Annotated in this window: 14 protein-coding genes; 4 read left to right on the top strand and 10 right to left on the bottom strand. The window is 68.9% G+C overall.

Features of this window, described 5'->3' with window-relative positions; genetic code table 11:
- Window positions 1-68: 68 nt before the first annotated feature.
- The 3 genes from AC0QU1_RS13305 to AC0QU1_RS13295 form a co-directional block, all read right to left on the bottom strand.
- Complete coding sequence (locus AC0QU1_RS13305) at window positions 69-572, bottom strand: Ig-like domain-containing protein (RefSeq protein WP_483569829.1); 504 nt, start codon at window positions 570-572, stop codon at window positions 69-71.
- Window positions 573-682: 110 nt separating this feature from the next.
- The gene (locus AC0QU1_RS13300) at window positions 683-2,539 is read right to left on the bottom strand and encodes an acyltransferase family protein (protein ID WP_483569828.1); all 1,857 of its coding nucleotides are present in this window, start codon (window positions 2,537-2,539) and stop codon (window positions 683-685) included.
- A 309-nt stretch (window positions 2,540-2,848) separates the two neighbouring features.
- The gene (locus tag AC0QU1_RS13295) at window positions 2,849-3,541 is read right to left on the bottom strand and encodes a hypothetical protein (protein WP_483569827.1); all 693 of its coding nucleotides are present in this window, start codon (window positions 3,539-3,541) and stop codon (window positions 2,849-2,851) included.
- Window positions 3,542-4,018: 477 nt separating this feature from the next.
- Between AC0QU1_RS13295 and AC0QU1_RS13290 the strand changes: the two genes are divergently transcribed.
- A complete protein-coding gene (locus AC0QU1_RS13290) occupies window positions 4,019-5,476 on the top strand; it encodes a DUF6923 family protein (RefSeq protein WP_483569826.1) in 1,458 nt (485 codons plus the stop codon).
- A 229-nt stretch (window positions 5,477-5,705) separates the two neighbouring features.
- Entirely contained in the window at window positions 5,706-6,878 is a 1,173-nt protein-coding gene (locus AC0QU1_RS13285) for an Ig-like domain-containing protein (RefSeq protein WP_483569825.1), read from the top strand.
- Between the two features lie 98 nt (window positions 6,879-6,976).
- On the opposite strand, the gene AC0QU1_RS13280 is transcribed toward AC0QU1_RS13285, so the two are convergent.
- On the bottom strand, window positions 6,977-7,216 hold the full coding sequence (locus AC0QU1_RS13280) for a hypothetical protein (protein ID WP_483569824.1): 240 nt from the start codon (window positions 7,214-7,216) through the stop codon (window positions 6,977-6,979).
- 53 nt (window positions 7,217-7,269) lie between these two features.
- On the opposite strand from AC0QU1_RS13280, the gene AC0QU1_RS13275 reads away from it, so the two are divergent.
- On the top strand, window positions 7,270-7,650 hold the full coding sequence (locus AC0QU1_RS13275) for a hypothetical protein (RefSeq protein WP_483569823.1): 381 nt from the start codon (window positions 7,270-7,272) through the stop codon (window positions 7,648-7,650).
- Window positions 7,651-7,934: 284 nt separating this feature from the next.
- Here the strand turns inward: AC0QU1_RS13275 and AC0QU1_RS13270 are convergent, their stop codons facing one another.
- Window positions 7,935-8,945 carry an IS481 family transposase gene (locus tag AC0QU1_RS13270; RefSeq protein WP_483569822.1) on the bottom strand — a complete coding sequence of 337 codons (1,011 nt, stop codon included), beginning with the start codon at window positions 8,943-8,945 and terminating at the stop codon, window positions 7,935-7,937.
- A complete protein-coding gene (locus AC0QU1_RS13265; protein WP_483569821.1) occupies window positions 8,942-9,922 on the bottom strand; it encodes an SDR family NAD(P)-dependent oxidoreductase in 981 nt (326 codons plus the stop codon). Before AC0QU1_RS13265 ends, AC0QU1_RS13270 begins: the two co-directional genes overlap by 4 nt.
- 54 nt (window positions 9,923-9,976) lie before the next feature.
- On the opposite strand from AC0QU1_RS13265, the gene AC0QU1_RS13260 reads away from it, so the two are divergent.
- On the top strand, window positions 9,977-10,405 hold the full coding sequence (locus AC0QU1_RS13260; protein ID WP_483569820.1) for a MerR family transcriptional regulator: 429 nt from the start codon (window positions 9,977-9,979) through the stop codon (window positions 10,403-10,405).
- Between the two features lie 46 nt (window positions 10,406-10,451).
- Here AC0QU1_RS13260 and AC0QU1_RS13255 read toward each other — a convergent pair whose 3' ends face one another.
- From AC0QU1_RS13255 to cmtR, 4 genes are all read right to left on the bottom strand, one after another.
- Window positions 10,452-10,646: a hypothetical protein gene (locus tag AC0QU1_RS13255; protein ID WP_483569819.1), complete on the bottom strand. Its 195-nt coding sequence runs from the start codon at window positions 10,644-10,646 to the stop codon at window positions 10,452-10,454.
- A gap of 290 nt (window positions 10,647-10,936) precedes the next feature.
- Window positions 10,937-11,269 (bottom strand): hypothetical protein, encoded by a 333-nt coding sequence (locus tag AC0QU1_RS13250; RefSeq protein WP_483569818.1) that lies wholly within the window; start codon window positions 11,267-11,269, stop codon window positions 10,937-10,939.
- Between the two features lie 7 nt (window positions 11,270-11,276).
- Window positions 11,277-11,981 (bottom strand): cation efflux transmembrane domain-containing protein, encoded by a 705-nt coding sequence (locus AC0QU1_RS13245; protein WP_483569817.1) that lies wholly within the window; start codon window positions 11,979-11,981, stop codon window positions 11,277-11,279.
- Window positions 11,978-12,337: a Cd(II)/Pb(II)-sensing metalloregulatory transcriptional regulator CmtR gene (cmtR, locus tag AC0QU1_RS13240; RefSeq protein ID WP_483569816.1), complete on the bottom strand. Its 360-nt coding sequence runs from the start codon at window positions 12,335-12,337 to the stop codon at window positions 11,978-11,980. Before cmtR ends, AC0QU1_RS13245 begins: the two co-directional genes overlap by 4 nt.

Below are 12,337 nucleotides of genomic sequence, written 5' to 3'. Positions count from 1 at the left end.
TCCCGGTGCCGCCGCCTCCGGGGGTGAGGAGGTAGCGGCGCCGAGGGCGGCCCGGGAACTGGTGGCGGTCAGGCTCGCTGTCGGCCGCGCAGCCCGTGCGTGCCCAGCAGGGCGCCGCCGCCGAGCAGGGCGACGGCCGCGATACCCGGCGCGATCATCGGGATCGGAGGGTTGTCCGCCGCGGTCACCGTGATCGTCACGGTCGCGGTGTCGGAGTACTCCCCGGTGACGTACTCGGTCCGGCCGTAGTCGAAGGTGTCGGTGCCGACGAAGCCGGGCGGCGGCGTGTAGTAGGCGACGCCGTAGCCCTCGTCCACGACGGTCCCGCCCTGCGCCGTGGGGCTCTGCAGCGTGTCGAACCACCCGTGCAGGCCCGCCGGGAACGACCACTCGTCGTTGGCGAGGGTGTCGATCCGGATGGGCGTGTCGACGGTGGTCGTGGCCTGGTCGTCGTGGAGGTCATATCCGGGCCCGGGGGCGGCCTGCGCGGGCCAGGCCCCGGCGGCCAGGACCAGCCCCACGCCGAGACCGACACCGACGGTCAGCCTGCTCAGTGTTCGTATCGGGTGCATGGTTCTCCTTCGGTCGTTCCCGGGGCTTGTAGCCCGCGGGGTTCGTCGCGACGCGGGAAGCGCCCACCGAGGCAGACGACGACGGCGGTCTCGGGTGACGGCCACCCCGGTCACCCGCGACGCGGCTCGGTGCGGGTGACCTCCTGGATGCTGGCCGTCAGCCACGGTTCGATCCACCGCATGCCCGCGCGCGTGAAGTGCACCGTGTCGATGTAGGTGGGCGCCTCGTCGGGGGTCTCCTGGCGGCAGGCCGTGTCCGTGCACACGAACTCGTCGAGCTCGAGGATGCGCACGGTGTCGGGGTGCTGCGCGGCGAGCTCCCGCAGCAGCGCGGTGTGGCAGGCGGCCCCCTCCGGCGTCGCGATGGGCGTGAACCGGCGCGAGCTGGCCAGCAGCACCTGCCGCGGCGCGCCGTCCGCCGTCAGGATCTCCAGCGCCGAGGCGAGCTGGCCGCGGTACCGGTCCGCGTACGCGGGGGAGCAGGGCTCCATCCACTGCCCGTCGACCCGCTGCTCCGCGCCGTCCCACGCGAGGTTGATCAGCACGACGTCGGGTGTCGACTCGTTGACGGCGTCGCGCCACCGGTCCTCCCAGGGCAGGCAGCCCGGCGCGGGGCCCTGCTCGACGGCGGTGGTGCGGCTCGTCTCGGGGCTGAAGATGCCGCAGCCGTTGAACGCGGCGTCGGTCACGGCGAAGTCCTTGGCGGCGAAGGTGGTCAGCGACGTGGCGAAGTCGTGGCCGAGCGAGTCGCCCAGCACGAGCACCCGCACGCTGCCCGAGCCGGACTCCTGCCGCACGAGCGTGGGCGACACCACCAGGGCCGCGCACACCGCAGCGGTCAGGACGGCGAACGACGTGCCGCCCGCGCGGTTCCACCGGCGCAGCCGCACGGGCTCGCCCACGATGTGGTGCAGGAACAGCGCCAGAACGATCGACCACGGGATGCCCATGAGCGCGATCGTGGCGGGCGACGGCGCGTCCAGGGCGCGCTGCAGCACCCAGAACACCGGCACGTGCACCAGGTACAGCGAGTAGGAGGCCTTGCCGAGCTCCACCAATGGCATGGACCCGAACACCCGGGCCACCCAGGTGTCCTCCCTGGTCAGGGAGAGGATCAGCGCCGCGCCCAGCACGGCGACCGCCGTCAGGCCGCCGTCCTCGTAGAGCCAGGCCGCCTCGTAGGTGTCGGTGCGCACGGAGACCAGCACGATCGCGGCCAGCAGGGTGAGCGTGATCAGGCTCGCGACGAGCCGGGGCAGGCGGCGCGCGGGCAGCCCGCGGGCCCGGCGGCGCAGCACCGTCGCCGTCACGAACGCGGCGCACGAGCCGACCATGAGGCCCACGCCGTGCGTGTGGGTGGCCAGGTAGAGCAGGTCGGCGTTGCCGCCGTCGTACTGGAGCACGGTGGCCGCCGTCATGGCGACGGCGAGCCCGGCCGCGAGCGCCGCGATGGCGGCGTGCCGGCGCCGGGTGACCGTGGCGCACACCAAGGCCAGCAGCGGCGGCCACGCGAGGTAGAACTGCTCGGTCAGCGACAGCGACCACATGTGCGCCAGCGGGCCGGGCACGCCCATGGCGTCCCAGTAGGACTCGCCGCGCGCGATCTGCTCCCAGTTGGCCACCTGGAGCAGCGAGGCGAGGCCCTGCTGCATCACCCGGTCGGTCTCCTCGGGCCGGCCGAACTGGGCCGTCACGACGGCGGCCGCACCGAGCGTCACCAGCAGCGGCACCAGCAGCCGCTTGGCCCGACGGCGGTAGAACGCGCCCAGGTGGATCCGGCCACTGCGGGACTCCTCGCGGAGCAGCGTCAGGGTGATGAGGTACCCGGACAGCACCATGAACAGGTCCACGCCGAACAGGCCGTTCTGGTACAGGCCCGTGTGGTACATGAGCACCGACAGGACGGCGACGCCGCGCAGCCCGTCCACGGCCCGGAAGTACACCGACGGCAGCGGGGGCGATGGCACCGGGAGCGTCTCGGGCCGGACGTGGCGAGGGGGCGCGGCGGGGGGAGCGGTGATCGTCACGCGGTGTACTGACGCCGTGCAGATGCGGTGGTGACGGCGCTGTCGCGTTGCCGGCGCAGTCCCGCTCGAGACCGAGGTTTGTCGGCTTTGAAGCCGCTCAAAAGCGAACGAGCCCCGGTCTCGAAGAGGAGTCTGCCGAGGGTGGGCGGGCAGCACGAAGCCCCGCCGCTCGTGGACGTGAGAGCGGCGGGGCTTCGGTCTACGGGCCGAGGGGGACGTCTCTTCCCGTAGGCCTGTGGGTCGGCCTGGTCAGGCCTTCGTGGCGGCCGTCTCCTGGGCGGTCTCCTGCTTGGCACCCCGCAGACGGCGGATGCCGGCCACGGCGCCCGTGGCGAGCACACCCACTGCGGCGAACGCCGGGGCGACCATCGGGACGGCGGGCTGCACGTCGTGGGTGACGTACAGGTCGCGGATGGTGCTCTCCCGGTTGCCGCCGCTCGTGCCGGTCAGGGAGAGCTCGGTGATCGGCTCGCTGGTGCGGAACGACGAGACGGTGTCGCCGTTGGTGCTGCCGTCGGCCGAGGTGCCTTGCGGCCCGCGGTAGCAGAGCTGGCGGGTGTTCGGGTTCCACGTGTTGTCCGGGTCGAGCCGGACCAGCACGACGCCGGGAGAGAGCTGCGAGCACTCCCGCGACCCGCCGCTCCAGCCGTTGAGGTTGTGCACGTCGAACGTCGCCGTGACGGGCTCGCTGAACGTCAGCGTCCGGGTCACGCCGTCCCGGACGTTGCCGCTGGTGCCGGCCACGCCGCCCCGGCCGGTCCAGGTGAGGTTGTTCGCCGTGGTGCCCGAGTTCGACGCCCAGTTCACCGGCTCGGTCACGGGCGCCGCCGAGGCGGTCATCGCGCCGGCGCCGAGGAGGAGCGAGGCGCCCAGCCCCGCGGCGGCGACGCGAGCCCGCACGAGCTCACGGCCGCCCTTGATCTCACGAGAGGTCTTGCTCATGTGTCTTCCTTTCTCGGTGCGTCCGCGACCTGGAGGTACGTCGGTGTCGCGGCTTGCAACCGGATGGACGGGGCGGGAGCGGGGCGGTGACGGGTGAGGTGAGGGATCGGCTTTAGTGGTGCCCGCCGCGGCTGGCGCGGAGGTGTTCCGCGTGGCCTCGGCCGAGCGCGAAGGGCTCGACGCCGGCCAGCGGCGATCTGCCCGCTTCGGATGTGGTGTAGGTCACATTTCCGTTGGCGGTTTCGGAAAGTCGCGTCTAGCCCCACGAGTGCGGCCGGCAGGTCGTACCGCGTGCATCCCGCCCGGGGTGCAAGAGGGAAGGAGTTGCGCATGACTCAGCGAACTGCAAGGCGTCCTCGGAGGTTGCTGGTTGCCCTCCTGGCTCTGGGCGCGGCTCTGACAGCCTCGCCTCTGCTGGCGACGCCGGCATCTGCCGCACCCGGTGACCCGTTCGATGCGGCGTCGCCGGCGGTCTACGTGTCCCAGATCGACATCGGCGCCGGACAGACACAGCTGAAGGCGGCCGTCACCAACGGCGCGGGAGTGACGTCGTTCGTCGACGAGGGCGCGCCTGTGAACTTCATGTACAACGCGCTGGCGTACAGCACCACTGACAACTACCTCTACGCCATCACGTACAACGCGGGCACGGCGAGTGACGGCGGAGCAATCGCGGCGGGGTCGTTGGTTCGTGTCGGCCAGGACGGCTACGTCACGCGCGTGGGCACCGGCACGTTCTCCAGCGGCACCGAAGGGAACTTCAACACCGGCGCCTTCGGGCCGGACGGCAACTACTACGTGATGGACGGCAACAGCGCCACCGTGGTCCGTGTCATCGACCCGAGCACTGGTGCCCTCCTGCGTTCCATCAGGCTGACATCCGCGCCTGCCATCTCGGACATGGTCTACAAGGACGGCTACTTCTGGGGCACGCAGAACTTCACCGGGCGGATGGTGCGGATCGATCCGGCGAGCGGGCAGGTGACGGTCCTCGGTGCGCTCCTGCCGGCGGACGAGGCCCAGGGCGCCGTCTGGCTGTACGGCAACGGGAACATCGGAACCCTGACCAACTCGTCCGGGACCGTCACCCAGATCGAGATCCTCAATGCGAGCTCGGCGAGCCCCACGATCCGGATCATCGCCACCAGCGACGGCCCGAGTGCGACCAACAACGACGGGGCTTCCTCGCCCGGTGTCCCCACCGATCTGCAGGTGGTCAAGGAGGGACCTGCGACGTACGTACCCGGGCAGACCATCTCGTACACGCTGACCGTGACCAACAACGGTGCGGGCGTCTCCTCGGGCTTCACCCTGACCGACGAGGTACCCTTGCCGCTGACCGACATCCAGGCCGACGAAGGATGCACCGTTGACGGGCAGACGGTGACCTGCGTCAGCGGCACGCTGGCCGTTGGCGAGTCGCGAGAGTTCATGGTGACGGCGCTCGTGCCCGAGGGCGCGACCGGCACCATCAGCAACTCGGCGACCGTCCTGCCGAACGAGGAGGACTCGGACCCGTCGAACGACACCGACGACCACGTGACCGAGCCTGCCGACCAGTGCCTTCCGCAGGACTCGACTCTGGTCAACGACTCTGCCTCGGTCGTGTCCGGCTCGTCGGCCACCATCGACGTGGCCGGCAACGACACGATCCCTGCGGGCAAGGAGCTCGAGATGGTGTCGGATGCCGGGCACGGCACGGTGACGCAGAACGCGGACGGCACCTTCACCTACACGCCGGAGGCCGGTTTCACGGGGACGGACACGTTCACCTACACGGTCTCGGGCGAGTACTGCGAACCGCAGACCGCCACGGTGACGATCACCGTCACCGAGGGGGAGGAGCCGCCGGTTCCGATGATGAGCCTGGGGGCTGCGGTGCTGGCGCTCGCCGGTGCCGGTGGCCTGGGGCTGCGGCGTCGGGTGACGGCCTGACAGCGCAGTAGCTCGGTGCCTCGCTGCTCCTTGTGGAGTGGCGAGGCACCGTCGTGTTCGGCGATGCGTGCCGGAGCGTGCTGGCCCGCCGTCGGCCATGCCCTCATCCGCCCCGTGCCTCGGCGGAGACCGTCACCGGGCCGGATAGGTCGCGTCTGATCTCGCAAGCACGGACCTCAGCCGTGTGGCAAGAGCGCCCGCAGGGGCGCATGAGCAAGGGAGATATTTCGTGACCCGACGTATGACATCGCGAGCGGCGGCCCATGGCCGCCGGCTCGCAGCGGTGGGAGTACTGACCGGCGTCCTCGCCAGCGGGTTGGGTGTGGCGTTCAGCAGTACGGCCAGTGCCGCGACCGCACCGACGCTGGACTGTTCGAGCGATCCGACGATCTTCAACACGGGCTACAACTCGTCGTCGGGCCAGATCCTGCCGAACGGCAGCAGGGATCTGCACTGGCAGTCGACCGGGCCGTACTACGACGTCCCGTACGCGCAGACCTGGGGCGTGGCGAACCCGCCGCGCACGGTCGCGCTGCCCCCGCAGGGGGCGACGTGGGAGGACGCCTATGTCGTGCGGCACCCGGCGTGGACCGGCGGGACCGGTGTCGGTGACGCGCAGTACATCTCCCGTACCCCCGACGGGGTGCACGCCGACTACGACCTGCTGCCCAACGGGCAGCCGGACCCATCGAACTTCGAGGGTGAGATGTACTACTACCGGTACAACTTCAACCTCGCCCCGGGCGTGGCACTGGACTCGGTCGGCCTGGACTTCTTCGCGGACAACACCGTGATGGAGGTGTGGGTCAACGGTCAGGCGCAGAGCTCGACCAACGCGAGCCTGCCGGCGATCACCAACTCCCAGTGGGCCAACAACCCGTACTACAACGGGGGATTCGTCGAGGGCGGCCAGGCGTCCGTCACTCTGGCCGATGGCTGGCAGACCGGCCGGAACACGATCATCGTGCAGATCGCCAGCTCGCCCGGGGCTGAAGGCTTCCTGGCCCAGTTCACCGGCGAGTTCGCGTGCGAGCCGGCGATTCTGGCCAACGACTCGGACTCCACGACCAAGGACACGCCGGTGGACATCGGCATCAGGGAGAACGACACGATCCCAGAGGGGTCGACCGGCTGGGAGGTGGACACCTCCACGACCGAGGGTGGGACCGTTGTCGACAACGGTGACGGCACCGTCACCTACACCCCGCCGGCCGGGTTCACCGGCACCGACACCTTCACCTACCGGGTGACCGGTCCGGACGGCGTCGAGGTCGAGGCGACGGTGACGGTCACGGTGACCGAGGCGGAGGAGCCGCCGGTGCCGATGGTGGGCCTCGGGGGCGCTCTACTGGCGCTCGCGGGGGTCGGCGGCCTGGGGCTGCGCCGTCGGATGAAGGCCTGACCTTCTGATTCCTTCTGATTGCGCCCTGGGTGGGTGGCAGGTCATCTGCCACCCACCCAGGGCGGTGCCGTATCTCCAGCGAGTCGTCAGAACGATCGTCAGCGCTCGAGCTGTTGGCGGATGACGGTTTCGGCGTGGCGGCGGAGGGGGATGGTGGCTTGGCGGAACCTGCCGTTGGTGACGTGGTGGAGGTACTTGGATGCGGCGACCAGTTGTGCGACGCCGCCGGTGTAGGTGTCCAGGATGTCGGCGAACTCGGTCCTCGCGCGGGTGACGAGGTCGGATGGAGGATGGCCGAGGACAGCAGGTGGGCGGCGTCGTACCCGGCTGGTGCCCATCCCCAGCTCTCCCAGTCCAGGATGACCAGGTCGGGTGCGGTGAGGTTGCCGAAGTGCAGGTCACCGTGGGCCATGGTCATTTCGACACGATCGGGGTCGATCTGGACGCCGAAGAGGGCCAGGAGATAGTCGAGAAAGTCGCGCTCGCGGAAGCCGACAGCCATCCGCTCGGTAGCGGTCACGCGCTGCAGCGGCTCCAGTCCGGCCCGCAGCGCCTTCCACCAGGAGCCGGGCAGATCAACGTGATGCTCCAGGAGGAGACCGGTGCCGATGGCCTGCTGGTCGACATAGGTGAGCAGGTCCGCCCGAACCACGCGATGGTCCTCCGTCCATTCGACAGACCGGAGGTGGCGCGGCATGGGGATGTCGTCGAACGGCTCGCCGGCCGCGGTAGCGATGCCCTCCCACATCTCGTCCTTGGTCCACTCGGGTAGTTGCGCGGTGACCCGCAACCAGGCTGGTCCCGACGTCCGGGCAGCTAGGGTGCGGTCGTAGAGCCCGTGAACTGGTTCGCCCTCGATGGTGACGCCCAGGCGCTGAGCTGCCCTAGCAAGGTGCTCGACGAGCCAGTCGTGGCGGTCCTCGTGCGTCATAGGTCTCCTCGTGCTCGGTGTCGTTAGCCTGGTGCGGTGCTGATCGAGGGATTGCGGGTCAAGCCCGCCCTGGTCGAGGAAGGAGTCTGGCCGTGGACGGTCCCGGCGGTCGCGGAGATCGCTGCTCACGGCCTCAAGCTGAAGGGCTGGACGTTGGTGACACCGTCCCGCAGTCGCGATGCCGGTGGCTGACCGCCTGCGCCGGAGTGTGGTCGGTGGTAGTTGTAGTGAATGTTCCAGACCGCGATCGCGGCTGAGCGCGCGTCCTCGCTGGTGAAGTCGCGGGCGTAGAGCAGTTCTTCGGCCAGGATCCGCTGATAGCGTTCCACCTTCCCGTTGTGGCGAGGCGTGTAGGGCTTGGTCTTCTGATGCCGGGACCGGGTTCCGACGATTCGAGCGAAGTCTCCGGAGCGATAGCACGCACCGTTGTCGGTGATGACGCGATGGATGTGGGTGATGCCGTGGGCGGCGAACCAGACCTTGGCACGGGCAAGGAACGCCGCCGCGGTGGCTCCCTTCTCGTCGAGTAAAGGCTCGGTGTAGGAGAGCCGGGAGAAACCGTCGATGGCCGAGTGCAGGTAGGTATACCCGCGCCGCGCGCCGGCTGACTTGGCGCGGTCGGCGGCCTTTGCTTGGTCGCTGTCGCGGCCGTGGATGCGCCATCCGCCGCCGTCGGGGATCCTGCCGACCTTCTTCACGTCCAGGTGCACCATCTGCCCGGGCCGGCGGGCGGTGATCTTGCCCGGCTTGCGGTTGTTGTCGCCGTCAGGGTCGATGAACCGTCGTCGGCCGAGGCCGAGTCTGGTCAGGTGTCGGGTCACGGTGCGCCGGTTGATCCGGTAGCCCAGGTCGGCGAGCTCGTCGGTGATGCGCTGGGCTGACCATTTGTGTTCTCGACGCCAGGTCTCGATGTGTTCGACGACCCAGGCGGGTGTCGCGTGCGGACTCCGATGCGGAGTCGACGAGCCGTCTCGAAGTCCGGCCTCACCGTGACGCCGCCAGCGGTTGACCCACTTCGATGCGCAGGCGCGCGAGATGCCCATCTCAGCTGCAACGTGAGCGATTGGTCGGGTTCGGCACCGCTCGATCAGCCGCCGACGGCCCTCGATGGACAATGGCGCGTTGGCGTGAGTCACTCGGTCGCTCCGCCATCGATGTTGACACCGGTGATCTGGGCCGACACCTGCCATAGACGCTCGGCACTTTCGGGGTCGATGGCATAGCCACGAACACCACCATCGTCCATCGATCCTCCCGGGCTTGCGAGCGGCGCGATGTCGCACTCCTCGCAGTAGACCCCGCCACGGCCGTCCAGCACGGGGGACGTCGCCGCCCACAGCCCGGTCGCCGCGCCCTGGCTCGGCGTCTTGAAGCCGGACCCAATGACATTCCCTTCCGCGTCAATCCACCCCCGCTCGACCTGTTCGGCTACTGTCATGTCGCGCTGCAGGTCGGTGATGATGGCCCCGGGATGTAGGGAGAAGGCGCGGATTCCGTCGTTCTTCCCGATTGCGTCAAGGTGCACTGCAAACAAGACGTTGGCCGTCTTCGACTGACCATACGCCAGCCATTTGTCGTAGCCGTGGTCGAAGTCCATGTCGTCCCAGCGGATATCAGACAGGTGGTGTCCAGCCGAGGAGTACGACACCACGCGAGCACCGCCGGCGTTCGCAAGCAGCGGGAGCAGCAGGTTGATGAGGACGAAGTGGCCCAGGTGGTTGATGACGAACTGGCTCTCCCATCCGGGTCCGACACGCCGCTCTGGTGAGGCCATGACCCCAGCGGCAGCGATTGCGATGTCCAGCTTCGGTTCGGACTCACAGAGGCGCTCGCCAGCCCTGCGCACACTCACGAGATCGGCGAGGTCCATCGGAATCACCGAAACGCCCTCGAGGCCATCCAGCCGGGACGTGGCGAGGTCCGGACGCCGCGCCGGCACGAGCACCCGTGCTCCCGCCTTCACCAGGGCCCGCGTGGTTTCCAGCCCCAGGCCGGAATACCCGCCGGTGACCAGCGCCGTCTTGCCCCCGAGATCGACGCCGGCTATCACCTCCTCCGCCGAGGACGCGGCCGTGAATCCTGACTGGAGCGGTATCTGTTGGTTGATCTTCATGCCGCGAACCTAGAATCTAGAGCGGACTCTAGATCAAGCGCGGAAGGGTGTGGCATGACGATCGATGCGCGGCAGCAGGACACCTTCACGATCGGCGAGGTCGCCGAGCGTACCGGCCGCAGCGTTCACGCGCTGCGCTACTACGAGCGACAAGACTTGCTCATCGGCCCAGTCCAACGAACGTCCGGCGGTCGCCGCATCTACACCGCCGTCGACATCGACTGGCTCCAGATCTGCGTCAAGCTCCGGGAGTCCGGCATGCCGCTCGCAGACCTGACTAGGTTCGCGGCCCTCGTCAGGCAAGGGTCAGGCAACGAGGACGAACGACTCAAGCTCCTCGACGAACACCGCCAACGCCTCGAGGCCCAGATCCACGCGCTCGAAGAATGCCACGCGCTGATTGAATGGAAGGTCGGCGTGTACAGCAAGCACCTTCAGGCCGGTACCGCAACGGGGTTATGGGATCCCGGGCACAGACCCTGATTGTCTGCCGACGTCCCAGCGTCATCAACCTTCTGCCCCGCAACACCTAGACGGCAAGCTGGTCACCGAAAGCCTTTCGGACCAGGTCCACGGGGATCTCTACGAGTGTCTCGTGCGCGGGGATCGTCAGATCGTGATCAGCTGGTGTTTCACCCTGCACGAGGATCGTGCCTCGGTCGGTCTGGTAGATCGTCGGGCAGTCCTTCTTGTCGCAATCCTTGGCGAGCATCGTGACCTTCATGGTGTTTCCTTTCCGCTGGCCTGCTGTCGCGTTCGATTGTTCGTGGCAGAAGACGCCTGGGCAAGAGGATCGAGTTTCCACAACGGGAAAGTGCCGAAATGAGGAAGCATCCCGAGCGGTCACTTCTGTTGAGTCTCGTCCTGCACCCACTCCAGGTACTTCTGGGACACGCCGATCACCAGCGTCACCAGTACCTCCTGGGGCGTCGACGCTGTCACCCGCTACACACGTGTCGGACCTGGACGTCGTCGGCGACGCGTGGAGCACGTGAAGCATAGAGCGGGCCCCGCCTACCCTTCCGATCCGACGTTGAGCGCGGCCAGCCGCTCGGAGGTGCCGGTCACGACCAGGCGGAGGTCGTGGTGGGTCTCGTCGATGGCCCAGTCCACGAACGCGCAGCACTCCTTCTCCACCGCGACCAGGTCACGCAGCCGCTGGACGGAGTCGTCGACCTTGGCGTAGTGGACGGTCAGGGTCGTCTCGGTGCGTTCCTGCTCCAGGGCGTAGTCGGCGTCGAACGCCTGCCACTTGGCGACCTGCTCCCTGGCCGCGTCCAGGCTGGGCAGCGTGCAGGCGATCGGGAGCTGGTTCAACGGTCCGATGTTCGGCCTGTTGCTCGACATCCGGCATTCACTCCTCGTGACGGTACTTGTCGTGGTGGTGACTACTGCCGTCGTCGTGACCGTGCTCGACCTCGATCTCACCGGTCAGTGCCGCGACAGGGACCGCGCAGGCGTCGCCACGCCAGGCCTCCAGGCCTTCCTTGACCGCGAACCCGGCGATCACCAGGGCCGCCACGGCGTCGGCCCAGGTCCAGCCCAGCAGGCTGTTGAGCAGCAGCCCGACCAGCAGCGCGGCGGACAGGTAGGTGCAGATCAGGGTCTGCTTGGAGTCCGCGATCGCGCTGGCCGAGCCGAGCTCGCGCCCGGTGCGGCGTTCGAACCAGCTCAGGAACGGCATCACCACCAGGCTGACGGCGGCCAGGGCGATCCCGACCGGGCTGTGCTCCGGCTCGCGCAGCCCGGCCAGGGACAGTGCGGCGTCCACGGTGACGTAGGCGGCCAGGGCGAAGAACGACACCGCGATGACGCGCAGCGCGGTCTTCTCCCGGGCCTCGGGGTCCGGGGCGGCGAACTGCCAGGCGACCGCGGCCGCCGAGAGCACCTCGACGATCGAGTCCAGGCCGAACCCGATCAGCGCCGCTGACGACGCGGCCCCGCCGGCGATGAGGGCGATCACTGCTTCGATCAGGTTGTAGGCGATCGTGATCGCGACGACCCAGCGGATCCGCCGCCGCAGCACCGGCACCCGTGCGGGCACCAGGACGGCGCTCACGCGGTCGCTCCCGGGCCGCAGCACAGCGGGACGTCGCAGTTCTCGTCCGTGCACGGGACCCCGTCGTCGACCGCGAGCACCGTCTCCACCAGCACTCCGATCGCGCGGGTCAGGTGCGGGTCGGCGATCTCGTACCGGGTCTGCCGACCCTCGGGCGTAGCCACGACGATGCCGCACCCCCGCAGGCACGCCAGGTGGTTGGACACGTTCGTGCGCGTCAGGTCGAGGTCGCGCGCGAGCTGGGCGGGGTACCCGGGTTGGTCGATCAGGCTGAGCAGGATCCGGGACCGGGTCGGGTCAGCCATCGCCCGCCCGAGGCGGTTCATCACGTCCAGCCGCGAGGCAAGAGTCAGCAT

It is taken from the genome of Promicromonospora noduliphila (assembly GCF_056951025.1).
The sequence above is the reverse complement of the archived record's forward strand: the minus strand, read 5'-3'. Positions and strand labels throughout refer to the sequence as shown.

Excerpts from the sequence above, each read along its gene's own strand:
- AC0QU1_RS13305 (WP_483569829.1), bottom strand. The coding sequence starts at position 572 with ATGCACCCGATACGAACACTGAGCAGGCTGACCGTCGGTGTCGGTCTC.
- AC0QU1_RS13295 (WP_483569827.1), bottom strand. The coding sequence starts at position 3,541 with ATGAGCAAGACCTCTCGTGAGATCAAGGGCGGCCGTGAGCTCGTGCGG.
- AC0QU1_RS13280 (WP_483569824.1), bottom strand. The coding sequence starts at position 7,216 with ATGGGCACCAGCCGGGTACGACGCCGCCCACCTGCTGTCCTCGGCCAT.
- AC0QU1_RS13265 (WP_483569821.1), bottom strand. The coding sequence starts at position 9,922 with ATGAAGATCAACCAACAGATACCGCTCCAGTCAGGATTCACGGCCGCG.
- AC0QU1_RS13260 (WP_483569820.1), top strand. The coding sequence starts at position 9,977 with ATGACGATCGATGCGCGGCAGCAGGACACCTTCACGATCGGCGAGGTC.
- AC0QU1_RS13255 (WP_483569819.1), bottom strand. The coding sequence starts at position 10,646 with ATGAAGGTCACGATGCTCGCCAAGGATTGCGACAAGAAGGACTGCCCG.
- AC0QU1_RS13250 (WP_483569818.1), bottom strand. The coding sequence starts at position 11,269 with ATGTCGAGCAACAGGCCGAACATCGGACCGTTGAACCAGCTCCCGATC.
- cmtR (WP_483569816.1), bottom strand. The coding sequence starts at position 12,337 with ATGCTGACTCTTGCCTCGCGGCTGGACGTGATGAACCGCCTCGGGCGG.